The sequence below is a fragment of the Microbacterium sp. MYb45 genome (assembly GCF_002979655.1).
Lineage (GTDB): Bacteria > Actinomycetota > Actinomycetes > Actinomycetales > Microbacteriaceae > Microbacterium.
This window is the reverse complement of the sequence record NZ_PCPG01000001.1, coordinates 516,369-540,652: the sequence shown is the minus strand read 5'-3', so window position 1 is coordinate 540,652 and position 24,284 is coordinate 516,369. Positions and strand designations below refer to the sequence as shown.

At 68.7% G+C, this 24,284-nt stretch carries 23 protein-coding genes; 9 read left to right on the top strand and 14 right to left on the bottom strand.

Translation table 11 applies throughout. The features are described from left to right. Positions 1–83: 83 nt before the first annotated feature. Positions 84–626, top strand: coding sequence for a TetR/AcrR family transcriptional regulator (locus tag CQ034_RS02535; protein WP_105709821.1), 543 nt, complete (start codon positions 84–86; stop codon positions 624–626). A gap of 64 nt (positions 627–690) precedes the next feature. Here the strand turns inward: CQ034_RS02535 and serA are convergent, their stop codons facing one another. The 3 genes from serA to CQ034_RS02520 form a co-directional block, all read right to left on the bottom strand. Beyond that, on the bottom strand, positions 691–2,295 hold the full coding sequence (gene serA, locus CQ034_RS02530; RefSeq protein WP_029263570.1) for a phosphoglycerate dehydrogenase: 1,605 nt from the start codon (positions 2,293–2,295) through the stop codon (positions 691–693). A gap of 123 nt (positions 2,296–2,418) precedes the next feature. Beyond that, positions 2,419–2,754, bottom strand: a complete 336-nt coding sequence (locus tag CQ034_RS02525; protein ID WP_029263571.1) for a hypothetical protein — start codon at positions 2,752–2,754, stop codon at positions 2,419–2,421. Further along, entirely contained in the window at positions 2,751–3,215 is a 465-nt protein-coding gene (locus tag CQ034_RS02520; protein ID WP_105709820.1) for a hypothetical protein, read from the bottom strand. Before CQ034_RS02520 ends, CQ034_RS02525 begins: the two co-directional genes overlap by 4 nt. Before the next feature lie 85 nt (positions 3,216–3,300). On the opposite strand from CQ034_RS02520, the gene CQ034_RS02515 reads away from it, so the two are divergent. Continuing rightward, positions 3,301–4,242, top strand: coding sequence for a hypothetical protein (locus tag CQ034_RS02515; protein ID WP_029263573.1), 942 nt, complete (start codon positions 3,301–3,303; stop codon positions 4,240–4,242). Positions 4,243–4,255: 13 nt separating this feature from the next. Here CQ034_RS02515 and CQ034_RS02510 read toward each other — a convergent pair whose 3' ends face one another. Further along, positions 4,256–4,918 (bottom strand): GntR family transcriptional regulator, encoded by a 663-nt coding sequence (locus CQ034_RS02510; RefSeq protein ID WP_105709819.1) that lies wholly within the window; start codon positions 4,916–4,918, stop codon positions 4,256–4,258. A gap of 73 nt (positions 4,919–4,991) precedes the next feature. On the opposite strand from CQ034_RS02510, the gene CQ034_RS02505 reads away from it, so the two are divergent. Then, positions 4,992–7,826 (top strand): FAD-binding and (Fe-S)-binding domain-containing protein, encoded by a 2,835-nt coding sequence (locus CQ034_RS02505; protein WP_105709818.1) that lies wholly within the window; start codon positions 4,992–4,994, stop codon positions 7,824–7,826. Positions 7,827–7,906: 80 nt separating this feature from the next. Here the strand turns inward: CQ034_RS02505 and ilvC are convergent, their stop codons facing one another. From ilvC to CQ034_RS02470, 7 genes are all read right to left on the bottom strand, one after another. After that, positions 7,907–8,935 carry a ketol-acid reductoisomerase gene (gene ilvC / locus CQ034_RS02500; protein WP_029263576.1) on the bottom strand — a complete coding sequence of 343 codons (1,029 nt, stop codon included), beginning with the start codon at positions 8,933–8,935 and terminating at the stop codon, positions 7,907–7,909. Positions 8,936–9,015: 80 nt separating this feature from the next. Further along, entirely contained in the window at positions 9,016–9,525 is a 510-nt protein-coding gene (gene ilvN / locus CQ034_RS02495) for an acetolactate synthase small subunit (protein WP_029263577.1), read from the bottom strand. Between the two features lie 3 nt (positions 9,526–9,528). Beyond that, the gene (locus CQ034_RS02490; RefSeq protein WP_029263578.1) at positions 9,529–11,331 is read right to left on the bottom strand and encodes an acetolactate synthase large subunit; all 1,803 of its coding nucleotides are present in this window, start codon (positions 11,329–11,331) and stop codon (positions 9,529–9,531) included. Positions 11,332–11,382: 51 nt separating this feature from the next. Next, positions 11,383–13,101 carry a dihydroxy-acid dehydratase gene (gene ilvD / locus CQ034_RS02485; RefSeq protein ID WP_105709817.1) on the bottom strand — a complete coding sequence of 573 codons (1,719 nt, stop codon included), beginning with the start codon at positions 13,099–13,101 and terminating at the stop codon, positions 11,383–11,385. 9 nt (positions 13,102–13,110) lie between these two features. After that, positions 13,111–13,908 carry a trehalose-phosphatase gene (gene otsB / locus CQ034_RS02480; protein ID WP_029263580.1) on the bottom strand — a complete coding sequence of 266 codons (798 nt, stop codon included), beginning with the start codon at positions 13,906–13,908 and terminating at the stop codon, positions 13,111–13,113. 52 nt (positions 13,909–13,960) lie between these two features. Next, positions 13,961–15,367 (bottom strand): trehalose-6-phosphate synthase, encoded by a 1,407-nt coding sequence (locus tag CQ034_RS02475; protein ID WP_105709816.1) that lies wholly within the window; start codon positions 15,365–15,367, stop codon positions 13,961–13,963. A 66-nt stretch (positions 15,368–15,433) separates the two neighbouring features. Beyond that, entirely contained in the window at positions 15,434–16,696 is a 1,263-nt protein-coding gene (locus CQ034_RS02470) for an MFS transporter (protein ID WP_105709815.1), read from the bottom strand. A 227-nt stretch (positions 16,697–16,923) separates the two neighbouring features. Here CQ034_RS02470 and CQ034_RS02465 point away from each other — a divergent pair, with 227 nt between their 5' ends. Together CQ034_RS02465 and CQ034_RS02460 are read left to right on the top strand one after the other, a co-directional pair. Beyond that, the gene (locus CQ034_RS02465) at positions 16,924–18,126 is read left to right on the top strand and encodes a PLP-dependent aminotransferase family protein (protein WP_181156191.1); all 1,203 of its coding nucleotides are present in this window, start codon (positions 16,924–16,926) and stop codon (positions 18,124–18,126) included. Between the two features lie 9 nt (positions 18,127–18,135). Further along, positions 18,136–18,435: a hypothetical protein gene (locus CQ034_RS02460; protein WP_029263584.1), complete on the top strand. Its 300-nt coding sequence runs from the start codon at positions 18,136–18,138 to the stop codon at positions 18,433–18,435. A 24-nt stretch (positions 18,436–18,459) separates the two neighbouring features. Here the strand turns inward: CQ034_RS02460 and CQ034_RS02455 are convergent, their stop codons facing one another. From CQ034_RS02455 to CQ034_RS02445, 3 genes are read right to left on the bottom strand one after another with little or no spacing between them, the layout of a single operon-like run. Next, the gene (locus CQ034_RS02455) at positions 18,460–19,644 is read right to left on the bottom strand and encodes an acetyl-CoA C-acyltransferase (protein ID WP_105709814.1); all 1,185 of its coding nucleotides are present in this window, start codon (positions 19,642–19,644) and stop codon (positions 18,460–18,462) included. Continuing rightward, entirely contained in the window at positions 19,637–20,305 is a 669-nt protein-coding gene (locus tag CQ034_RS02450) for a CoA transferase subunit B (protein WP_181156190.1), read from the bottom strand. Before CQ034_RS02450 ends, CQ034_RS02455 begins: the two co-directional genes overlap by 8 nt. Before the next feature lies 1 nt (position 20,306). Next, positions 20,307–21,080 (bottom strand): CoA transferase subunit A, encoded by a 774-nt coding sequence (locus tag CQ034_RS02445; protein WP_029263587.1) that lies wholly within the window; start codon positions 21,078–21,080, stop codon positions 20,307–20,309. A gap of 105 nt (positions 21,081–21,185) precedes the next feature. On the opposite strand from CQ034_RS02445, the gene CQ034_RS02440 reads away from it, so the two are divergent. The 4 genes from CQ034_RS02440 (at position 21,186) to CQ034_RS02425 (ending at position 24,231) form a co-directional block, all read left to right on the top strand. Further along, positions 21,186–21,974, top strand: coding sequence for an IclR family transcriptional regulator (locus CQ034_RS02440; protein ID WP_105709813.1), 789 nt, complete (start codon positions 21,186–21,188; stop codon positions 21,972–21,974). 36 nt (positions 21,975–22,010) lie between these two features. Next, positions 22,011–22,448, top strand: a complete 438-nt coding sequence (locus CQ034_RS02435; RefSeq protein ID WP_105709812.1) for a MarR family winged helix-turn-helix transcriptional regulator — start codon at positions 22,011–22,013, stop codon at positions 22,446–22,448. Next, a complete protein-coding gene (locus CQ034_RS02430) occupies positions 22,445–23,674 on the top strand; it encodes an MFS transporter (RefSeq protein WP_105709811.1) in 1,230 nt (409 codons plus the stop codon). The genes CQ034_RS02435 and CQ034_RS02430 overlap by 4 nt, the downstream gene beginning before the upstream one ends. Positions 23,675–23,748: 74 nt before the next feature. Then, positions 23,749–24,231: a YbaK/EbsC family protein gene (locus CQ034_RS02425; protein WP_105709810.1), complete on the top strand. Its 483-nt coding sequence runs from the start codon at positions 23,749–23,751 to the stop codon at positions 24,229–24,231. Positions 24,232–24,284 lie beyond the last annotated feature (53 nt).

Sequence of the window (24,284 nt, the reverse complement as noted above, 5' to 3'; positions counted from 1 at the left end):
ACAGTTTCGGCGGTATCGTTAGTGAACCGTCCGGATGGTATAGTAACAGAATTCCCGCCGCTCCCCTGTGCAGAGGATCCACGATGCCCCGACCTCCCCTCGCCCGCGAGAAGGTGCTCGACGCCTTCGAAGCGATCCTCATCGAAGACGGCGAACGCGCAGCCACGCTCGACGCCACGGCCAAGGCTGCAGGGGTGTCCAAAGGCGGACTCCTCTACCACTTCGGCTCGAAGGACGACCTCGAAGCCGGACTGATGGAGCGCCTCGACAACCTCACGACACTCGACCTGGAACGGATGTCGTCCGCTGAGGAAGGCCCCGTCGCGTACTACGTGCGCACATCGGTGATGGAGGACGACGCACTCGACCGCGCACTCATCGCCGCGACGCGACTCGCGCAGGGCGGATCCGTGCCGGCAGCCGACATGCTCCGCGACACGCGGCGACGGTGGGCCGAGACGATCCGTCCGCACGTGCGCGACACGGCGAGTCTCGACCTGGTGATGCTGGTCAGCGACGGGCTCTACTTCAACAACTCGCTCGACGTGCACGGGCCCGAGCGCCTGGTCCCCCGCAGCGACGAGCTCGCCGAGCTGATCGCGCTGGTCCTGAAGGTGACGGCCTGACCGCACCGACCCACGCAAGAGGGCGGGAGCATCACGCTCCCGCCCTCTTGTCTGCAGCCGTCGATCAGACCTCGGTGATCTCGATCTGACGGAACAGGTCGGCGTCGATGGCGTCGCGCACATCGTCGAGCAGCTCGTCGGACACCGGCGAGTCCAGCGTCAAAACGCTGAGCGCCTGCGCACCGGCCGCCTCGCGGGCGATCTGCATGCCGGCGATGTTGATGCCCGCCTCGCCGAACTTCTGACCGTAGACCGCGACGATGCCGGGACGGTCGGTGTACAGCATGACGACGTGGTGCTTCTCGATCGGCAGCTCGAGCGCGTGATCGTTGATGCCGATCAGCTTCTCGGCCTGCTTCGGGCCCGTGAGCGTGCCGGACACCGACAGCTGGGACCCGTCCGACAGCGCGCCGGCGAGCGTGATCACGTTGCGATACTCATCGCTCACGTCGTCTTTGAGCAGGCGCACGGCGATGCCGCGCTGGTCTGCGAGGAGCGGCGCGTTGACGTAGGAGACGGTCTCGCTGACGATGTTCGTGAAGACGCCCTTGAGAGCGGCGAGCTTGAGCACGCTCACGTCGTAGTCGTTGAGCTCACCGTGCACCTCGACGTCGAGGCTCGTGAGCGGCGAGGTCGCCAGCGACGCGAAGATCTGACCGAGCTTCTCGACCAGCGAGATACCGGGGCGCACGTACGGGTCGATGACACCGCCGGCGACGTTGACCGCGTCGGGCACCAGGTCGCCGCCGAGCGCGAGACGCACGGATCGGGCGACCGAGACACCGGCCTTCTCCTGCGCCTCCTCGGTGCTCGCACCGAGGTGCGGGGTGACGACGACGTTGGGAAGATCGAGCAGCGGACGAGCGGTGCCACCCTCTGCGGGGGGCTCGGAGGTGAAGACGTCGAGGCCCGCACCGGCGATCTCTCCCGCGACGAGGGCGGCGTGCAGCGCCTCCTCGTCGATCAGGCCGCCGCGCGCGACGTTGACGACGAACGCGGTCGGCTTCATGGCCTTGAACTGCTCGGCACCGATCATGCCGGTGGTCTCCGGCGTCTTCGGCATGTGGATCGTGAGGAAGTCGGACTCGGCGACGAGCTCATCGAGCGAGAGGAGTTGCACGCCGAGCTGCTGGGCGCGCGCCGAGGTGACGTAGGGGTCGTAGGCGACGACACGCATGTCGAAAGCGGCAAGGCGCGCGGCGACGAGCGCACCGATGCGACCGAGGCCGACGATGCCGACCGTCTTCTCGAAGAGTTCGGCTCCCGTGAAGGAGCTGCGCTTCCAGGCGCCTGCGGAGAGCGAGGCGTGCGCGGCCGGAATGCGGCGGGCGAGGCTCAGGATGTGGCCGACCGTGAGCTCGGCGGCGGAGACGATGTTGGAGGTCGGCGCATTGACGACCATGACGCCGGCAGCCGTGGCCGCCTTGATGTCGACGTTGTCGAGGCCGACTCCGGCACGGGCGACGACCTTGAGCTTCGGCGCGTGGGTGAGCGCTTCCTCATCGATGCGGGTCGCCGAGCGGACCAGCACGGCATCGGCATCCGCCAGCGCCGCGAACAGCGCCTCACGGTCGGTGCCGTCGACGTTGCGGACGTCGAAGTCGGGGCCGAGGGCCTCGATGGTGGCGGGAGAGAGTACTTCGGCGATGAGCACGACGGGCTTCGGCACAGTGGATCCTTCGGGGCAGCGCGGCAGGCGGGAGTGGCCGATGCGCCGCACACCATGGGGGCGCGATCGCGTCAACTCTACCCGAGCGCTCGAGGCCCTCCGTGCCGTGTGACCGCGTGCGACTCAGGCGCTCGGCATCGTGAGGCTGAGCGCGATGAGGCTCATCCAGAAGACCGCGACGATGCCGAGTCCCGCGAGGAACACCAGGGAGAGCTCTCCGACATTGCGTCGTCGACCGATCACGAACGCGAACGCGAAGACGATGGCGGGAAAGGCGACGCCGAACAGGAGTGTCGCCCATCCCCCTCCGGTCAATCCGGTCTGCGCCATCGTGATCAGGTGTGCGACGGCGTTCCACACCGCGTAGGCGTAGAACAGCCCTGCCAGCCCGATGACGAGTCCGACGAGCCAGCGGGGCGAGCCCGCCGAGACCTGCTGAGGAGCGGAAGACGCACTCACGATCCGATCACCCCCACGGTGACGAAGGGCCAGGGAACGAGGAGGACCACGCCCGCGAGCAGCACGGCGACGCGGATCCACGCGGCCCTCCCCCGGGTCAGGACCCAGGTCGCGAGGAACCACAGCGCGGGCGCGGCGATCGCCAGCACGAACCACGGCAGGAACATGGCGTCGTCGACGAGGAACGAGGCCAGCGGCTTGAGTCGCAGTCCGCCGACGATCCAACCGATCGTGTAGAGGAGATAGACGCCGCCGACGACCCCGAGGATCAGCAGCATCATGGTGCTCATGCTCGCCGGCTCGTCGGGCGCAGCGGGAGTGACGGTGCCGTCATCCTCGACCGCCCCCACCTCTTCGCTGCCCCTGCCCACGGCGTTCCAGCCGTGCGGAAGGGCGCGATCCTGCGGCGCCGCGGCGTCGTCGCCCTCCCAGCTGAGGGCGTCGTCGGAATCGGAAGTCATCTCCCCAGAGTAGGACACCCGGTCCACTATGCTCGGGGTTGCCTTGAGCCGGTATGGCGGGCACCGGAGGGAAAAGGGGAGCACCGTGGCCGACAGCGACAACAAGAACGCCGACGTCGAGCGGCCTGCGGCGAGCAGCACGAACACCGAGCCGCCCGCCGGATGGGTCCCCACTCCCGAGGCGAAAGCGAAGGCCACCCGCTTCCGCTGGATCGCCGCCGTGCTCTGGGCCATCGCGATCATCGGCGAAGCCGTCGGCATCTTCTGGCTGCTGCGCCAGCGCGTCTACGTCGGCGAGGACGGACAGCTCCTCCGCAACCCCGACACCGGACTGCTCGAGGAGCACGGCGTCACGGCGACGTTCCCGCAGTGGGCGTTCATCGCACTCCTCGTGCTGCTCGTCGTGATCGCCGCACTCTCGATCACCGGGTCCGTGCTCTGGAAGAAGGCGAATCGCCTCGACCCCGCGCGGAAGTCCGACAAGACACGGTTCTTCGTGCAGAACCAGCTCGGCGCGATCATCGCGATCGTCGCCTTCCTCCCCCTCGTCATCCTGATCTTCCTCAACAAGGACATGGACAAGGGCCAGAAGACGACGGCCGGCATCGTCGGAGTAGCCCTCGCGGCTCTCGCCGTCGTCCTCGGCGTCGACTTCGCTCCGCCGTCGGTCGAGCAGTACACGGCCGATCAGTCCGCCGTGATCCAGCTGCTCGGCAAGGACGAGGTCGTGTGGGTCGAGGGCGGCAAGGTGTACCACGTCTGCGATGAGGTCTCCGCGATCCAGACCGGCAGCGAGATCATCACCGGCACGACGGCACAGGCCGTGGAAGCGGGCAAGAACCGGCTGACGCTGCAGTTCGCCTCCGAGCTGCGTGCCTGCGACCTTCCCGTTCCCGAAAACGACGAGGAGATCACCGAGGCGCTGCGAGCGATCCAGGCGGGCCAGGTGGACACCGTCCTCCCCGCGCCGGAATGGGCGGATTCCACGGAAGCGCCCATCGTCGTCGACGAGGCCCCGGCCGAGTGACGATCTCCGGTCGCTAGTCGGCGTCGAGCGCTTCGACGAGCCTCTCCTCGGCCGAAGAGAGATGCGCCTCGAGGAGGGCGGCCGCACGCTCGCCCTCTCCTGACTCGACCGCGTCGAGGATGTCGGCGTGCTGGGCAGCGATCACCGCAGCGTCGAGCAGGCGGCGGCCCTGCACCTGCGCCATGCACAGTCGCACCTCGTCGAGGACGCTGCGGTACATGCGACCGGTCCGCTCGCTCTGGAGGGCGTCGATGAGCGCGGTGTGGAAGCGCAGATCGGGGCCGACAGTCGCCGGGTCGGGGCCGGCCGGCATCGCGAGGATCTCGGCGTTGGCGTCGCGGGCAGCATCCGGAACGGTCCTGGTCACGGCGAGTTCGCGCAGCGCCGCGCTCTCCAGCCGTGTCCTCGTGCGGTAGACGTCGCGCACGGTCTCGGAGTCGATCCCGACGACGCGGGCGCTTCGATGCGCGGTGCGCACCAGGAGTCCGGTGGCGACGAGCTGTTCGATGGCTGCTTTCGCACTCGGCCTGGCCACCCCGAACGTCTGCGAGACGGCTGACTCCGTGAGCGGCGTGCCGGAGCCGATCTCGCCGCGGAGGATGCGTCCGCGCAGCTGAGCGGTGACGGCGTCGACCACGCCGACGATGCCGAGCGGCGCGTCCGAGCTCATGGTCATCCGGTCAGTCTAACGAAACGCCCCGCCGTCGGTACACTTGTCAGACAATCTTTCGACGGAGCAGAGGAGCACCGTGCCGACCACACTCGCCGAACCGCTGGATCCCGCACTGCTGGGCCCCACGACCGAGGTGCACTCCCGGTCCATCGACCGCTTCGCCCGGGCACACGACGCTTCGCACTACCTGCTCATCCCGGATGCGGTGCTCTCCCCCGCGGATGCCGAGGGCGTCGCCCGTGCGTTCGGCGCCGTGCGTGCGGCGGGACGCACGATGACCTTCCGCTCCGGCGGGACGAGCCTGTCGGGGCAGAGCGTCAGCGGCGACATCCTCGTCGACACGCGCAGCCACTTCCGCGACATCCGCGTGGAGGACGACGGCGCATTCGTCCGCGTCGGTCCCGGAGCCACGGTTCGCCAGGTCAACACCCGGCTGACACGCCACCGCCGCAAGCTGGGGCCCGACCCGGCGAGTGAGATCGCCTGCACGATCGGCGGGGTCGTGGCGAACAACTCCAGCGGCATGGCCTGCGGCATCACCGAGAACTCGTACCAGACCATCGAATCGATGACGATCGTGCTCCCGAGCGGGACGATCCTCGACACCGGACGACCCGACGCGAACGAGCTGCTGCGCGCCGCGGAACCGGCGATCGCCGACGGGCTCCTGGCCCTGCGCGCCCGATTGCTCGCCGCACCGGAGCACGTCGCCTTCCTCCGGCAGCAGTTCTCGATGAAGAACACCATGGGCTACGGCCTCAACGCCCTGCTCGACTTCGACGATCCGGTGCGCATCCTCGAGCACCTCATCATCGGGTCCGAGGGCACCCTCGCGTTCGTCGCCGAGGCACGGTTCCGCACGATCGAGGTTCGTCCGGCGATCGCCACCGGTCTGCTCGTGTTCGAGACGCTGTCGGCCGCCATGACCGCACTCCCCGACCTCACGCGTCTCGGCCTCGCGACGATCGAGCTGATGGATGCCGCATCGCTGCGCGTGGCACAGGGTCTGAGCGATGTCCCGGCGGCGATCGCGGAGATCGACGTCCAGGGGCATGCGGCCCTGCTCGTGGAAGTCCACGCCTCCGATGCTGCGTCCCTCACGGAGTCGAGCGCCGCCGCCCAGGTGCATTTCGAGGCCCTGCCGCTGGCCGTGGCGCCTCGACTCACGACGGACGCCGCCGAGCGGGCCGCGCTGTGGCATGTGCGCAAGGGTCTCTACACGGCGGTGGCGGGTGCGCGCCCCTCCGGCACGACCGCTCTGCTCGAAGACATCGTCGTCCCTGTCCCCCGCCTGCTCGCGACCTGTGAGCGACTGATCGAACTGTTCGCCGAGCACGGTTACGAGGGCTCGGTCATCTTCGGTCATGCGAAGGACGGGAACGTCCATTTCCTGCTCAACGAGCGCTTCGACGACGCCGACAGCGTCGCCCGCTACCGCCGGTTCACGGACGACCTGGTCGACCTCGTGCTGTCCCAGCAGGGTTCGCTGAAGGCCGAGCACGGAACCGGTCGCATCATGGCGCCGTTCGTGCGCCGCCAGTACGGCGACGAGCTGACCGACATGATGTGGGAGATCAAGGGCCTGCTCGATCCCGACGGCATCCTCAACCCCGGCGTCGTCCTCTCCGACGACCCCGACTCGTACCTGCACGACCTCAAGCGCGTTCCCACGGTCGAGAACGAGGTCGACCGCTGCGTCGAGTGCGGATACTGCGAGCCGACGTGTCCGAGCAAGAGCATCACGCTCACCCCGCGTCAGCGCATCGTGATCCGCCGTGACATGGCCTGGGCCGAAGAGCAGGGCGACACCGAGCTGCTGCGGGACCTGCAGAAGGACTACGACTACGACGGCGTGCAGACCTGCGCCGTCGACGGCATGTGCGGTGTGGCGTGCCCGGTCGACATCAACACCGGCGACCTGGTTCGTCGGCTGCGGGCCGAGCAGTCGAACGCCGTCGAGGGTGCCCTCTGGGGCACGGCGGCCAAGCACTGGAGCACGGTCACCCGCGCCGGCGGCATCGCCCTCACGGTCGCGGACGCGCTCCCGGCTCCTCTCGTCCGTGGAGTGACCCGGGTGGGACGCGCCGTTCTGGGCGCCGACACACTCCCGCTCTACGACGCGGGACTTCCCCGCGGCGGGTCGAAGCCTCCGCTCCCCGCAGCCCCGAGCGATGCGCAGGTCGTGTTCTTCGGCGCGTGCATCGGCACGATGTTCGGCGCGGAGGGCGAAGGCCAGGGATCGCGGGACGCGCTGCGCGAGCTGTTGGAACGCGCCGGCATCCCCATCGTGATCCCTGAGGAGAACGGCGGCCTCTGCTGCGGCACGCCCTGGAAGTCCAAGGGCCACCTCGACGGTTACCGGCTCATGTCCGACCGGGTGCTGGATTCCCTCTGGGAGGCGAGCCGCCAGGGCGAGCTCCCCGTGGTGTGCGACGCCGCATCCTGCACAGAGGGCCTCGATGTGATGCTCGCGCAGTCCGTGGCGAAGAGTCCGAAGTACGCCGGGCTCCGGATCGAGGATGCGACGACGTACGTCGCCCGAGAGGTGCTGCCGCGGTTGACCGTGTCCGCGAAGCTTCCGACCGTGGCCGTACACCCGACGTGCTCGACGACCGCCCTCGGGGCGACGGGGGCTCTGACCGCGATCGCGGCCGCCGTCGCCGACGACGTTTTCATCCCGGAGGGCTGGGGCTGCTGCGCCTTCGCCGGTGACCGTGGGATGCTGCATCCGGAACTCACCGCCAGTGCGACCGCACAGGAATCCGCGGAGATCGCGGCCGCGGAGGAGGAGCGCGGCGGCTTCGATGCGTTCGTGTCGGCCAACCGCACGTGCGAGATCGGGATGACCAGGGCCACCGGCCGCTCCTACCGGCACGTGATCGAGATCCTCGAGGAACTCACCCGGACCTGACCCGCCGGGATGAAGACGAAAGAACGGGCGCCCCCGAGGGGGCGCCCGTTCTTCTTGACTCAGGTCAGGCTGGACTCAGGTCAGCGCGCAGCGCTGCCGTCGACGTAGTCCTCGTCCTGCTGCTTCCAGGCGAAGAGCGAACGCAGCTCCTTGCCGGTGACCTCGATGGGGTGCTGCTCCTCCTTGGCGCGCAGCGCGAGGAACTCCTCGGCCCCGTTGTCCTGGTCGTCGATGAAGCGCTTCGCGAAGGCGCCCGACTGGATGTCGGCCAGCACGCCCTGCATGCTCTCCTTGACGCGCTCGTCGATGACGCGCGGGCCCGAGACGTAGTCGCCGAACTCGGCGGTGTCGGAGATCGACCAGCGCTGCTTGGCGATGCCACCCTCCCACATCAGGTCGACGATGAGCTTGAGCTCGTGCAGCACCTCGAAGTAGGCGATCTGCGGCTGGTAGCCGGCCTCGGTCAGCGTCTCGAAGCCCGCCTGCACGAGGTGGCTCACGCCACCGCAGAGCACGGCCTGCTCGCCGAACAGGTCGGTCTCGGTCTCTTCGGTGAAGGTCGTCTTGATGACGCCGGCGCGGGTGCCGCCGATGGCCTTCGCGTACGAGAGGGCGAGGTCCCAGGCGTGACCCGATGCGTCGCGCTCGACGGCGATGATGTCCGGGATGCCACGGCCGGCGACGAACTCGCGACGGACCGTGTGGCCCGGCGCCTTCGGGGCGACGAGGATCACGTCGACACCCTCGGGGGCGTCGATGTAGCCGAAGCGGATGTTGAAGCCGTGCGCGAAGGCGAGCGTCTTGCCGGCCGTGAGGTTCGGCGCGATGGACTCGCTGTAGATGATGCGCTGGTGCTGGTCCGGCGCGAGGATCATGATGACGTCGGCCCACTCGGTGGCCTCGGCGACGGTCTTCACGGGGAAGCCGGCCTCTTCGGCCTTCGCGGCGGACTTGGAGCCCTCCTTCAGTGCGATGGCGACCTCGACGCCCGAGTCGCGCAGGTTCTGCGCGTGGGCGTGGCCCTGCGAGCCGTAGCCGACGATCGCGACCTTCTTGCCCTGGATCAGGGACAGGTCTGCGTCGGCGTCGTAGAAGATCTCGGTGCTCACTGTGTGTTTCTCCTTGTTCTTTGCGTTTCGTCGGGATTCGCGCGCTCCAGGAGCGGCGAAGACTGTATTGCTCGGGATGGTCAGCCGCGCAGGACGCGTTCGGTGATGCTCTTACCGCCGCGCCCGATGGCGAGAAGACCCGACTGCGCGATCTCCTTGATGCCGAAGGGCTCCAGTGCACGGAGCATGGCGTCGACCTTGCCCTTGTCGCCGGTCACCTCGATCACGAGCGCATCCGAGGCGTAGTCCACCACCGACGCGCGGAAGAGGTTCACGACCTCGATCACGTTCGAGCGCGTGGCGTTGTCGGTGCGCACCTTCACGAGCATGTGCTCGCGCTGGACCGACGTCGAGAAATCGAGCTCGACGATCTTGATCACGTTGATCAGCTTGTTGAGCTGCTTCGTGACCTGCTCGAGCGGCAGCTCCTCGACGTCGACGACGACCGTGATGCGGGAGATACCGGGCACCTCGGTCACGCCGACGGCGAGGGAGTCGATGTTGAAGCCGCGACGGGCGAACAGCCCGGCGACGCGGGTGAGGAGTCCTGGGGTGTTCTCCACCAGCAGGCTCAGCACGTGAGTCGACATGGATCAGTCCTCCTGGTCGAAGTCGGGCGCGTGCTCGCGGGCGTACTGGACGTAGCTGTTGCTGACGCCCTGCGGGACCATCGGCCACACCATGGAGTCGGCGCTCACGACGAAGTCGATCACCACGGGGCGGTCGTTCGTCTCGAGCGCGAGCTGGATGGCGGCATCCACCTCTTCCTCCTTCTCCACGCGGATCGCCAGGCAGCCGTACGCCTCGGCGAGCTTCACGAAGTCGGGGATTCGGACCGTGCCGTGCCCGGTGTTGAGGTCGGTGTTCGAGTGGCGGCCGTCGTAGAACAGCGTCTGCCACTGGCGCACCATGCCCAGCGAGGAGTTGTTGATGATCGCGACCTTGATCGGGATGTTGTTGATGGTGCAGGTCGCGAGCTCCTGATTGGTCATCTGGAAGCAGCCGTCGCCGTCGATCGCCCAGACGTGACGCTCCGGCTCTGCGACCTTCGCACCCATCGCCGCGGGCACCGAGTAGCCCATGGTGCCGGCACCGCCGGAGTTCAGCCAGGCGTTGGGGCGCTCGTACTTGATGAACTGCGCCGCCCACATCTGATGCTGGCCGACACCCGAGGCGAAGATGCCCTCGGGACCGGTGAGCTCGCCGATGCGCTGGATCACGTACTGCGGAGCGAGGAGGCCGTCGGTCGTCGGCGCGTAGCCGAGCGGGAACTCGGTGCGGAGGCCATCGAGGTACGACCACCACTCCTCGATGTCGGGCTTCGCGCTGGCGGTGGCACCGCGGAACGCGGCATCCAGATCGGTCAGCACGTCGCGGACATCTCCCACGATCGGCACATCCGCGGTGCGGATCTTCGAGATCTCCGCGGGGTCGATGTCCACGTGCACGACCTTGGCGTTCGGGGCGAAGAGCGCCGCCTTGCCCGTCACGCGGTCGTCGAACCGTGCGCCGAGCGAGACGAGGAGGTCGGCCTCCTGGAGCGCCAGCACGGCGGGAACCGTGCCGTGCATGCCCGGCATGCCGAGGTGCTGCGGGTGCGAGTCAGGGAACGCGCCACGGGCCATCAGCGTGGTGACGACCGGCGCTCCCGTGGATTCCGCGAGCTCGAGGAGCTCGGCCGACGCCTTGCCGCGGATCACTCCGCCGCCCACGTACAGCACCGGCTTCTTGGCCTCGGCGAGCAGGGTGGCTGCGGCCTGGATCTGCTTGCCGTGCGCCTTGGTCACCGGGCGGTAGCCGGGGAGATCGATCTTGGGCGGCCACACGAACGGCGCCGTCGCCTGCTGCGCATCCTTGGTGATGTCGACCAGCACGGGACCGGGGCGACCTGTGCCGGCGATCTCATACGCCGCCGCGATCGCGCCCGGGATGTCGGCCGCGTCCTTCACCAGGAACGAGTGCTTCGTGATCGGCATCGTGATGCCCACGATGTCGGCCTCCTGGAAGGCGTCCGTCCCCATCAGTGTCGAGAACACCTGACCGGTGATGGCCAGCATCGGCACCGAGTCCATGTAGGCGTCGGCGATCGCGGTGACGAGGTTCGTCGCACCCGGGCCGGAGGTCGCGATGCACACGCCCACCTTGCCGGACGCGGAGGCGTACCCCTCGGCCGCGTGGCCGGCCCCCTGCTCGTGCCGCACCAGGATGTGGCGCAGATCCTTGGCATCCATCAGCGGGTCGTACACGGGGAGGATCGCCCCGCCGGGCAGGCCGAAGACATCCGTGACACCGAGCAGCTCGAGCGAGCGGACGACGGCCTCGGCGCCGGTGATCTCCGGAGCAGAGGATTGACGGGCGGGCGGCCTCGGCACAGCCGGGGCGGAGTCAGCAGTCATGACTTTCCTTCTGATGATCTGTGGAGGACACCGGATGCCGGAGCGTCCGGGTCAGCCGGTGGTCGCTCCCTCGGCGGCGGACCGCACGAGGCGCGAGTACTTGGCAAGAACGCCTCGGGTATAGCGCGGGGGAAGCGGCTCCCAGCCAGAGCGGCGGGAGGCGAGCTCTGCCTCGTCGACGAGTAGATCGAGAGAGCGAGCTGCGATATCGACCCGTATCAGATCACCATCGCGCACGAAGGCGATAGGACCTGCGTCCACCGCTTCGGGTGCTATGTGGCCGATGCACAGGCCGGTTGTGCCGCCTGAGAATCGTCCGTCCGTCAAGAGTAGTACATCTTTTCCGAGTCCCGCGCCCTTGATGGCCGCGGTGATGGCGAGCATCTCGCGCATACCCGGTCCGCCCTTGGGCCCCTCGTAGCGGATGACGATGACGGTACCGGGCTCGATCTCGCCCTCCGCGACGGCGTCCATGGCGGCGCGCTCGCGCTCGAACACGCGGGCGGGGCCCTCGAACACGGCGGCGTCGAAGCCGGCCGTCTTGACGACGGCACCCTCAGGAGCCAGCGAACCGTGCAGGATCGTGAGTCCGCCGGTCGCGTGGATCGGGTTGTCGAACGTGTGGATGACCTCGCCGTCGATCGGCTGCGGGTCGAGATCGGCGAGGTTCTCGGCGAGCGTCTTGCCCGTGACCGTGAGAGCGTCACCGTGCAGGAGGCCCTCGTCGAGCATCGCCTTCATGATCACGGGGATGCCGCCGTGACGGTCGACGTCGTTCATGACGTACTTGCCGAACGGCTTCATGTCGGCGACGTGGGGAACCTTGTCGCCGATGCGGTTGAAGTCGTGCAGGCTCAGGTCGACGTCGGCCTCGCGAGCGATCGCCAGCAGGTGGAGCACGACGTTCGTGGAGCCGCCGAGCGCCATCGCCAGGGCGATCGCGTTCTCGAACGCCTCCTTGGTGAGGATGTCGCGCGTCGTGATGCCCTGGCGGAGCAGGTTCACGACGGCCTCGCCCGAGCGGTGGGCGAAGTAGTCGCGCCGACGGTCCGCGGCGGGCGGAGCGGCCGAACCGGGGAGGCTGAGACCGAGCGCCTCGGCGACGGATGCCATCGTGTTGGCGGTGTACATGCCACCGCAGGCCCCCTCGCCCGGGGCGATCGCACACTCGATGCGCTTGAGGTCCTCCTCGCTCATGAGACCGGCACGGCAGGCGCCGACCGCCTCGAACGAGTCGATGATCGTGACGTCCTTCTCGGTGCCGTCGGAGAGCTTGACCCACCCCGGCGCGATCGAGCCGGCGTAGAGGAACACGCTCGACAGATCGAGGCGGGCGCTCGCCATGAGCATGCCGGGGATCGACTTGTCGCACCCGGCGAGCAGGACGGAGCCGTCGAGGCGCTCGGCCATCATCACGGTCTCGACGGAGTCGGCGATGACCTCACGGGACACCAGCGAGAAGTGCATCCCCTCGTGGCCCATCGAGATGCCGTCCGAAACGGAGATCGTGCCGAACTGCAGCGGGTAGCCGCCGCCGGAGTGCACACCCTCCTTGGCGCCCTGAGCGAGCCGGTCGAGGCTCAGGTTGCAGGGAGTGATCTCGTTCCAGCTGGACGCGATGCCGATCTGCGGTTTGTCCCAGTCGGCGTCCCCCATCCCGACGGCACGGAGCATGCCTCGGGAGGTCGTGGCCTCGATGCCGTCGGTGACGACGCGGCTGCGGGGCTTGATGTCGATGGGCGCGCTCTGGGAGGGATCATGCGAGGACATGACGGAAGTCTATTGCCGTGCGGAGGCGCGTTCGTCCGCCAGCGCCTCCAGAAGCGCGGCGATCTGTTGTGGAGTGTCCACACGAAGCGCCGCAGCGCTCTCCCCCGGACCGACGCGCACGCCGAGGTCGCCCTCGCCGAGCACGCGCATCGCATCCTCGTCGGTCACATCGTCACCGGCGAACAGGATTCCGGTGGCGTCGAAGCGCTCACGAAGCGCCGTCATGGCCGCGTCCTTGCCCTCTGCACGCGAGGAGAACTCCAGCACGCGGTGTCCGGCCCGACGTCGCCAGTGCGGGAAGCGCTCGGCGACGAGAGCGTCGATCTCGGCGAAGACGCGCTCCTCGGTCTCGCGGTCCGCGCGGCGGGTGTGCACGCCCATGCCGAAGGTCTTGGGTTCGAACTCGGCACCTTCGAAGCGCTCGATGATCGGCTTCGCGGCTGCCCACAGCTCTTCACGCGAGCCGTCCTCGGTGACGTCGCCCGCGATCTCGGCATCTCCCTCACCCGGGAACCAGTACTGCGCGCCGTGGGAACCCGCGAGGGCGATGGCGGAGTCGTCGGTGTGTTCGGTGATGACCCGCAGATCGTGCATGCTGCGTCCGGAGACGTACGCCACGACGGTGTCGGGAAGCGACGCGAGCCGCTCCACCTGGATCGCGACCTCGGGAAGCGCGCGCGCAGCCATCGGGTCAGGCACGAGAGGCGAGGCGGTGCCGTCGAAGTCGAGGGCAACGACCAGGCGCGGCGTCGCCGCCAGGGCACTCAGGTCGTCATCGGCGGTTCCGGGGATCCAGGGGCGCGTCACAGGTTCTCCAATCACAGGGGGTTCGTTCCCAGTATCGCGGCCCCGCGGGTGCTCAGCGCGCGCGCACCTCGGACAGGGCGGCGAGGAACGAGGAGGACCAGGCGTTCACGTCGTTGTCCAGCACACGACGGCGCAGCGATCTCATACGCCGTCCCTGCTCGGCCGGGGGCATCTCCACCGCGGTCATGATCGCGTCTTTGAGCCCTTCGATGTCGTGCGGGTTGACCCGCACCGCCTGCCGGAGCTCGTCCGCCGCCCCGGTGAACTCGCTGAGCACGAGGACGCCGCGATCGTCCACGCGACTGGCGACGTACTCCTTGGCCACGAGGTTCATGCCGTCGCGCAATGCGGTGACCAGCATCACGTCGGCGGCCAGGTAGAGGGCGACCATCTCCTCGCGCGGATACCCCTGGTGCAGATACCGGATGGCGGAGTGGCCCATCGTGTCGGTGTCGCCGTTGATGCGGCTGACGGCGAGCTCGATCTCATCGCGCAGGTGGACGTACGCGTCGACGCGCTCCCGGCTGGGGCTCGCGACCTGCACGAGCGTGACGTCCTCGACGTTGAGCCGCCCTTCTGCGAGCAACTCCCCGTAGGCCTTGATGCGGTGGCGGATGCCCTTGGTGTAGTCCAGTCGATCGACGCCGAGCAGGATGCGCTTCGGGTTGCCGAGGCTCGCGCGGATCTCGGCGGCGCGTGCACGCACGTCCTCACGGGCCGCGAGCTCGAGATACGGCGTCGTGTCGATGGAGATCGGGAACGCCCGCGCCAGCGCCGTGCGGGTCCCCTCCCCGTCAGGCACCGAGACGTTCGGTCCCTTGACGTCGTAGCGGAGTCTGCGGCGCACGGCCGTGAGGAAGTAGGTGGCGTCCTGAGCGCGCTGGAAGCCGATGACGTCGGCACCGAGCAGCCCGCGCAGCACCTGATCCCGCCACGGCAACTGGGCGTAGAGACCGTGAGCCGGGAACGGGATGTGGTGGAAGTAGCCGATCGTCACGTCCGGACGCAGTTCGCGAAGCATCTGCGGGACGAGTTGCAGCTGGTAGTCGTGCACCCAGACGGTGCCCTCCTCCGCCACGGCAGCGGCGGCAGCCTCGGCGAACCGACGGTTGACTCTGACATACGCGTCCCACCATTCGCGGTGGTACTGCGGCGGCGCGATCACGTCGTGGTACAGCGGCCAGATCGTGTCGTTGGCGAAGCCCTCGTAGTACTCCGCGACCTCCTGCGCACTCAGTGCGACCGGCACCAGCTCGATACCACCGGCTTCGAACGGCGTGAGCTCGACGTCGGCCTGCCCTGCCCAGCCCACCCAGGCCCCGCGCACGTTGCGCATCATCGGCTCGAGGGCGGCCACGAGCCCACCAGGAGACGTGCGCCAAACTTCCTCGCCGTCAGGTCCCTCCACCCGGTCGACCGGCAGGCGGTTGGCGACGACGACGAAATCTGCGGCGGTCAAGGGGGACTCCTCACATCAGCGGTGAAATCAAACCTACCCAGGATCGCGGAATACCGTCGCCGGAGGTCAGGCCGTCACCGACGAACGTGTACGCCGCTCGCTGCTGAGCGCCCAGTTCGCCACTCCCGCGCCGAAGGCGATGAATGCCGCGATCATCGGGAGCAGGAGCGCGGCGGACGTTCCGACGTTCTCGGCGATCTCGCCGGCCACTGCCGCACCGATCGACTGCCCGACCACGACGCCGGAGCCCAGCATCGTCATCACCGTCGCCGAACGTCCACGCGGACTGCGGGCGGCACCGAAGCTGTATTGCGTGACCAGGGTGGGTCCGATTCCGATTCCCATGATCGCCAGCGCCAGCATCATCGTGCCGGGCGAGTCGACGAGGCCGAGCAGGAGTGTTCCGGCCAGCAGGATGCCGGAGAAGACGAGCCACCGTGCCCGCATCGAGAACGACGGAGGAAGCCAGGCGACCCCCAGCGCGAGTACCGCCGACCCGACGCCCATGACGCCGTAGAGCAGTCCGGCCTGCTCGGGCGCACCGCGGTCCGCCATGAACGACGTCAGCGACGTCAGCATCGTCCCGAAGAAGATCCCGACGCCCAGGATGCCGAGGACGACTATGCGCAGTTGCGGCCGGAAGAGCTCCGAGACCGCTGACGGCGCCCTGCCGTCGGCGTCGCGGTCCTGCGACACGTGACGTCCGCTGGGGTGCAGCGCGAACGCGCCGACGAAGACGACGGTGAGCACGGCGGCGCCCACCAGCGGAGCCCAGGGAGCGAATGCGGAAGCCAGGATGCCGACCAGGAACGGCCCGAAGACGAACACGGTCTCATCCGCCGCGGACTCGTAGGCCATCGTCCCGGAGACGGTCTTCGCGCGACGCGCCTCCGGCATCCGATCGGCGATGATCGTGACCAGACGTGAGCGCGAGAGCGGCGCGACCTGCGGTGCCGTGGCGCCGATCCCGACCGCCGCCAACAGCACGAAGCCATCGGCCGCTTCCCCGTAGACCACGAAGGTGAAGAGCAGGAGCATCGCGCCGTTGGCCAGCGCGAGCACGACCAGGACCACCCGCTGGCCGAACCGGTCGGCGGCGGCGCCGAGAAGGGGGCCGAAGCACGCCGTTCCCAGACCGACGGCGGCCGAGGTGAGCCCACCCAGCGAGAGCGAGCCGCGGGCCGACACTACGACGGTCAGGACGCCGACGACCATCATGGCGAACGGAAGTCGCGCGATGAAGGCGATGAGGAAGTAGGGGAATCCGGCGAGACGGAGAAGGCTCGGGCTCGGCTCGGTGATCTGCGGGGGTGCTGATGCGTGTGTCATGGCTCTCGCGCGTCGAAGACGCGATGTCGGGTGCCGCCGCTGTCCGCCGGGGATGCCGACGGCCGGTAGATACACGGTTTGTGCGGCCGCGGGCGAGCCGCGACGACCCCAGGATAGCGGATGGTCCCGGGAAATGCCCGAGAGATGAGTGTTTCGGGACGGGTCTATCCTGGGCGACACCGCCGCACCGCTGTCCCCGCACTCACTCCTCCGAGGAAGAACCTCCGTTGACCACTGCCCCGCATGCCGCCGCCGCACTCACCCTCCCTCCGCGTTCGCAGCGCGCAGGAAACGCCAAGACCTCGCCGGTGCGCGACCTTCTCGCGCTGACCGAGCGCCCGGAGGTCATCTCGTTCGCCGGCGGGCTCCCCGCGCCCGAGCTGTTCGACGTCGCCGGCATCCGGGCGGCGTTCGACGCGGTCCTCGACTCCCCCTCTGTGCTCCAGTACTCCACGTCCGAGGGAGACGCCCGGCTCCGGGAGGAAGTCGCCCGGCGCTACTCGGCGGACGGATTGCCCACCGCGGCATCCGACCTCATCATCACGACGGGTTCGCAGCAGGGGCTCGGCCTGATCTCGACGACGCTTCTCGATCCCGGCGACACGATCCTGGTCGAGGAACCGTGCTACCTCGCGGCGCTGCAGACCTTCGCGTTGGCCGGCGCGCGGGTCATCGGCGTCCCCTATGACGGCGACGAGCTGGATCTCGAAGCACTGGACCGGCTGGCCGCCGAGCACAGCCCGAAGTTCCTCTACACGGTCCCCACCTTCCAGAACCCCACCGGCCGCACGCACGGACTCGACGCCCGTCGGCACATCGCCGCCATCGCACAGCGGCGGGGGTTCCGCATCGTCGAGGACGAGCCCTACCGCCAACTGCGGTATTCGGGTGAGGCCCTCCCCTCACTGGCCGAGCTCGCACCGGAGCACGTGATCAGCCTCGGCAGCTTTTCGAAGGTGATCGCCCCGGGACTGCGCATCGGATGGATCCGCACGACCGCTGATATCCGCCCCGCCGTGACGATCGCGAAGCAGGCCGCCGACCTCCACACCTCCACCATCGACCAGGCAGCAGCCGCCCATTACCTCCTCTCGGGCCGCGGGGAGCCCGCGCTCACGCGCATCCGCGAGGCGTACTCCGCCCGGCGCGACGCGATGCTCGACGCCCTGCCCACCGTTCTGCCGACCGGCAGCACCTGGAACCGTCCCGACGGCGGCATGTTCGTCTGGGCACGGCTGCCTGAGGGTATGGATGCCGCCGAATCGCTCGGACGCGCCCTGGCCAACGATGTCGCGTACGTGCCCGGTGCCTCGTTCTACGCGGGAACGCCCGATCTGCGGACGCTCCGCCTGTCTTTCACGACATACTCCCCTGACAGGATCAGGGAGGGCTTGTCAAGGCTCGGGACGACCTGGGGTGCGGGAAGGTAGCGTGGGGGCATGCGCTACCTCTTCAGCACCGGACTCGTCGCTGCGATCTCTGCGGGAGTCTCGCTGCTACGCGGCACCCGCGAGCAGCCGATCACCTGGCGCTCCCTGCTGTCCTGGCTGAGCTGGGGCATCACGATGGCGCTCGCCGTCGGTGCAGTGATCGACATGAACCGCGAACGACGCGGTGTGCTCGTCGATGCCGACTCGCCGCAGTCGGTCAAGAAGGCGAAGAAGGCCCAGCGACTCCAGTTCCGCTCGCAGAAGGCCCTCGCCGACACGCAGGATCACGCCAAGGACGCACGGCACTGACACCGTGCGCCCCGAGCGCATCGTTCACCGTGTGAGGATCAGCGCCTCGCCCTGACCGCCACCGCCGCACAGGCCCACGGCAGCCGTTCCCGCTCCGCGACGCACGAGTTCGTGGACGACGTGCACGACGAGTCGGTTACCGGATGCGCCGATCGGGTGCCCGATCGCGATCCCTCCGCCGTGGACGTTCACGATGCCCTCGTCCAACCCGAGCTCGACCTGCGAGCGGGCCACGACCGCACCGAACGCCTCGTTGATCTCCACGAGATCGAGGTCCGAGGGGGCGATGCCCTGCTTCTCGCACGCGCGCTCGATCGCGCGCGCCGGCTGGGCCTGCAATGAGTTGTCGGGACCGGCTGTCTGGCCGCTGGCGCCGACGGTGGCAAGTACCGACCAGCCCTTGGTTGCGGCCGCGCGCCGCGTCGTGACGACCACGGCCGATGCGCCGTCGGAGATCTGTGACGAGTTCCCCGCCGTGATCGATCCGCCCTCCGCGAAGGCCGCGCGCAGACCGCCGAGAGTTTCGACGGTGGTATCGGGGCGCACCCCTTCATCCTTCGTCACGCGAACCGGCTCACCCCGGCGCTGGGGCACGGCGACGGCGACGATCTCGGCCTCGAACACTCCCGCTTCCTGCGCCGCGGCCGCTCGTTGGTGCGACAGTGCGGCCACGCGATCCTGCGCCTCCCGGGTGAGCTCGTATCGCTCGTTGTGGCGCTCCGTCGACGCGCCCATGCTCTCGCGGTCGTAGGCGTCGGTCAGACCGTCGTAGGCCATGTGATCGAGCACCTCGACGCTGCCGTACGTCCAGCCGTCGCGGGATCCCATCAGCATGTGCGGTGCGCGCGTCATCGACTCCATCCCCGCGGCGACGACGACGGACGCGTCGCCCGTGCGGATCATCCGGACGGCATCGATGATCGCGGTCAATCCCGACAGACACACCTTGTTCACGGAATGGGCGGGAACGTCCCAGCCGATCCCGGCGCCGATCGCTGCCTGCCGAGCAGCATTCTGACCCGAGCCCGCCGCCAGCACCTGTCCGACGATCACCGCGTCGACGTCACCCGGATCGATGGCGCCCTGCTCCAGCGCGCCTCTGATGGCGAAAGAGCCGAGCTGAGGAGCGGTGAAGGCCGCCAGCTGCCCCTTCAGTCGCCCCTGCGGGGTGCGAGCAGCGGCGACGATGACGATGTCGTTGTCATTCATGATGCGAGGTCCTTTCGTGGAGGAGATCCGGATGGATGGTGAGCGCCGGCTCGGTCGCGGCGATGACCTCGTCCACGCTGACTCCCGGGGCCGTCTCGACGAGCGTCAGCCCCTCGGGCGTGACGTCGATCACGGCCAGGTCCGTGATGATCCGGTCGACCACTCCGCGACCGGTCAGCGGCAGCGAGCACTCGTCCACGATCTTGGCCGATCCGTCCCTGGCCACGTGCTCCATCAGCACGATCACCCGAGCAGCACCGTGCACGAGATCCATTGCCCCGCCGGGGCCCTTCACCATCTTGCCCGGGATCATCCAGTTCGCGAGATCCCCGCTTGTCGAGACCTGCATCGCGCCGAGGATCGCGGCATCGATCTTGCCGCCGCGGATCATCCCGAAGCTGGTGGCCGAGTCGAAGAACGCCGCACCGGGCAGGGTCGTGACCGTCTCTTTACCCGCGTTGATGAGGTCGGGGTCCACGGCGTCTTCGTGCGGGTAGGGCCCAACGCCGAGAATCCCGTTCTCGGATTGGAGCACCACCGTGACGTCGCTCGGCACGTGGTTGGGCACGAGCGTCGGCAACCCGATTCCGAGATTGACGTAGGAACCGTCCTCCAGCTCGGCTGCCGCGCGGGCCGCCATCTGGTCTCGTGTGAGTGCCATCTCAGGCTCCTTCCACGGCGACGGTGCGCCGCTCGATGCGCTTGGGGATGTCCGTGCCCACCTCGACGATGCGATGCACGAAGACGCCGGGAAGGTGGATGCTGTCCGGATCGAGCTCACCCGGCTCCACGAGCTGTTCGACCTGAGCGATGCAGGTGCGTCCGGCCATCGCGGCCAGCGGGTTGAAGTTGCGCGCCGCCTTGTTGAAGACGAGGTTTCCGTGGCGATCGCCGCGGGAAGCGTGCACGAGCGAGAAGTCCGTGGTGATCGCCTCCTCGAGCACGAAGTCCGCCGGCGAGCCATCGACCTCGAATGTTCGGACGTCCTTCACCGGGGAGGCGACGGCGATCGTGCCGTCCGCGTTGTATCGGCGGGGCAGCCCTCCTTCTGCGACCTGGGTGCCCACACCCGTCTGCGTGTAGAAGGCCGCGATCCCCGACCCACCGGCCCGCAGCTTCTCGGCCAGCGTTCCCTGGGGAGTGAGTTCGAGCTCGAGTTCGCCGCTCAGGAATTGGCGCTCGAACTCCTTGTTCTCCCCCACGTACGACGATGTCATCTTGCGGATGCGCTGCGCGGCGAGCAGCACCCCGAGTCCCCAGTCGTCCACGCCGCAGTTGTTGCTCACGACGCTGAGATCTTTCGTGCCCTGGGCCAGCAGAGCTTCGATGAGCGCGATCGGGTTACCGGACAGCCCGAACCCGCCGACCGCCAACGAGGCTCCGTCGGGAATGTCGGACACGGCGTGCGCTGCCGAGTCCCATTGCTTGTCGATCACGTCTGCTCCTTCGAATTCGTGCCTCACTCCAGCATCCGCTCTTCGGCCCCCGGCGCAACGATCACGTCTTGCGATGTGGTCAGATACGGAGGTAGCGTCCACGATATGGAATCCACGGCCCGCTCCATCCCTGGCGCGCAGGCCATCGCTCGCGCGGCTCGTCTGCTCCGGTTGGTGACCGCCGCCGGCGCGGAGGGCGCCAGCCTCCAGGACCTCGCCCGGGGCGCTGAGCTGTCACGCTCGACCACGCATCGCCTCCTCAGCGCGCTCAAGCTCGAGGGGCTCGTCGACCGCGACGCGGACAGCACCCGGTGGATGCCCGGCCCCGAGCTGTTCCTCATGGGTTCGGTCGCCGCTGCGCGCTACGACGTGACCACCCTGGCGCGGGACATCGTCCGGTCACTGGCGGTCAAGACCGAGGAGAGCGCGTTCTTCTCGGTGCGACGAGCGGACGAGACGGTGTGTCTGCTTCGCGAGGAAGGATCCTTCCCCATCCGCTCCTTCGTCTTGAGCGAGGGCGTGAGGTTCCCCCTCGGCGTCGCGAGCGCGGGTCTCGCGATCCTGGCCTTCCTCCCTGACCATGATGTGGACGCATATCTGGAGCGGCATCCCGACCTCGAGAGCGCATGGGGGCCGACACACCGGCCGCGCGCGCTGCGCACCCGATTGGCAGAGACCAAGGAACGCGGATACGCCGTCAACCCGGGCCTGATCGTCGAGGGCAGCTGGGGAATCGGCGCCGCCGTCTTCGATCGATCCGGGCGCCCGGAGTGGGCCCTCAGTCTGACCGGTGTCGAGTTCCGCTTCGGCCCGGATCGCATGGCGGAACTCGGTCGCACCCTGCTGGCGCACGCCCATCAGCTCTCGGCGAGGATAGCCAACGCCCGGCGCTGACCCTCCATACATACCATCCGATATATACTCTTTGGTATGAATCGCACGGACGTCATCGCTTCGCTGGTGCTCTCCGGCTACGCCCTGGGTCGCATAGCGGCGCAGGACGCCGGCAACGACGCGCCCGCCGCGCAGTGGCGGGTGCTGAGTCTCCTCGAGCAGGAGGGTGCCAGGCGCGTGGGCGAACTGGCCGCCGCTGCGCGCACCACCCAACCCGGCATGACCCGCCTCCTCGGCCTGCTCGAGCGCGAGGGGCTCGTGCTCCGCTCCCCCGACCCGGACGATTCGCGAGCGACCGTCGTCGACATCACCCCTCAGGGCACCGCCGCCGTCGCGGCCTGGCGCGCGGAGTTCCGCGAGATCCTCGCGCCGCGGTTCGCCGCCCTGAAGGACGACGACTGGTCCGCTCTCACCCGCGCGGCGGAGATCCTCGCCGCGCACACCGCCACGGAACGAACAGGAGAATCTCGGTGAACACCACCGCCACCCCCTCGGTGTGGAAGCAGCCGGCGCAGGTCTGGGCCGTCGCCTTCGCATGCGTCGTCGCCTTCATGGGAATCGGGCTCGTCGATCCGATCCTCCCCGCGATCGCGGAGTCGCTTCAGGCGTCACCGGTGGAGACCGAACTGCTCTTCACCAGCTACCTGCTGGTGACCGGCCTCGCGATGCTGGTGACCAGCTGGATCTCCAGCCGCATCGGCGCCAAGGCAACGCTGCTCATCGGGCTCGCACTCATCGTCGTCTTCGCACTCTTGTGTGCTCTGAGCGGCAGCGTCGACGCCGTCATCGGCTTCCGTGCCGGCTGGGGTCTCGGCAATGCGCTGTTCATCTCGACAGCCCTCGCGACGATCGTCGGGTCGGCGTCCGGCGGCAGCAGCGCCGCGATCATCCTGTACGAGGCCGCGCTCGGCCTCGGCATCGCGGTCGGACCGCTGCTCGGTGGCATCCTCGGAGAGCAGAGCTGGCGCGGCCCGTTCTTCGGCGTCGTCGTGCTGATGGCGATCGCTTTCGTCGCCGTTCTCGTACTGTTGCGCGGGCCGGGCGAGAAGCGGATCCCGGTGCCCTTCTCGGCCCCGTTCACGGCCCTCCGGCGCCCCGCGCTCGCCATCCTCGCGGTCGCCGCCCTGTTCTACAACATCGGCTTCTTCGTGCTGCTGGCGTTCTCGCCGTTCCCCCTGGGCTTCGGCGCGATGGGAATCGGGTTCACATTCTTCGGCTGGGGCGTCGCTCTCGCGGTCACGAGCGTCTGGGTCGCGCCGGTGCTGATGCGCCGCATGCCGCGCACGCGGATCATCCTCGTGGTGCTCCCTCTGCTGGCGCTCGACCTCGTCGCCGCCGGGCTCGTCGTCGGGAACGCGGCCGCCCTCGTCACCTGTATCGTCATCGGCGGTCTGCTGCTCGGCGTGATGAACACCGTGCTGACCGAAGCGGTCATGGAGGCCACGGACCTCCCCCGGTCCGTGGCCTCCTCCGCCTACTCCGCGGTGCGTTTCCTCGGTGGCGCGATGGCTCCTCCGATCGCGGCGCTCCTGTGGCACGCGTTCAACGCGACAGTGCCGTACCTGTTCGCGGCGGCGTCTGTCCTCATCGCAGCGCTGACGGTGTTCCTCGGCCGGCGCGTGCTCGCGCACATCGACGACGAGCCTGAAGACGCCGCCGCTGAGGATGCCGCGGCGATCCTCGTGGGCGACGCCGCCTGAGGCGTCATGTCGGTGCCGGATCGGCCGCTGACGCCCGATCCGGCACCGACATCCCCCTCCGATATCGTGCGGCGATGAGCGAAGAAACGCCCCTTCCCGAGCGCAGCAGACTCGTGCAGCAGCACCTTGTGGATGCAGGGGTCGACACCACCATCCGCGTCCTGCCGGACTCGGCGCGCACCGCGGCGGCTGCGGCCGCGGCGATCGGATGCGACGTCGCCGCGATCGCGAACAGCCTCGTGTTCATCGCTGACGGAGAGCCGGTTCTCGTCATGACCAGCGGTGGCCACCGCGCGGACCTCGCCGTACTCACCGCGAGCATCGGTGCGCGGGAAGTGTCGATGGCGCCGGCCTCCGTCGTCCGCGCGGCGACCGGCCAGGCCATCGGCGGCGTCGCACCGGCCGGGCATCCGGCGCCGCTGCGCACCTTCCTCGACGACGCGCTCCAGGAACATGACGAGCTGTGGGCCGCAGCCGGCCACCCCCACACCGTCATGCCGCTCACGTTCGACCAGCTGCGCCTCATCACCGGGGGCACGGTCATCGCCGTGGCTTGAGATTGCCTTGAGCTTCCCGGAGGGCGGTCTCCTGCCGCGTGACGCTCCACGCA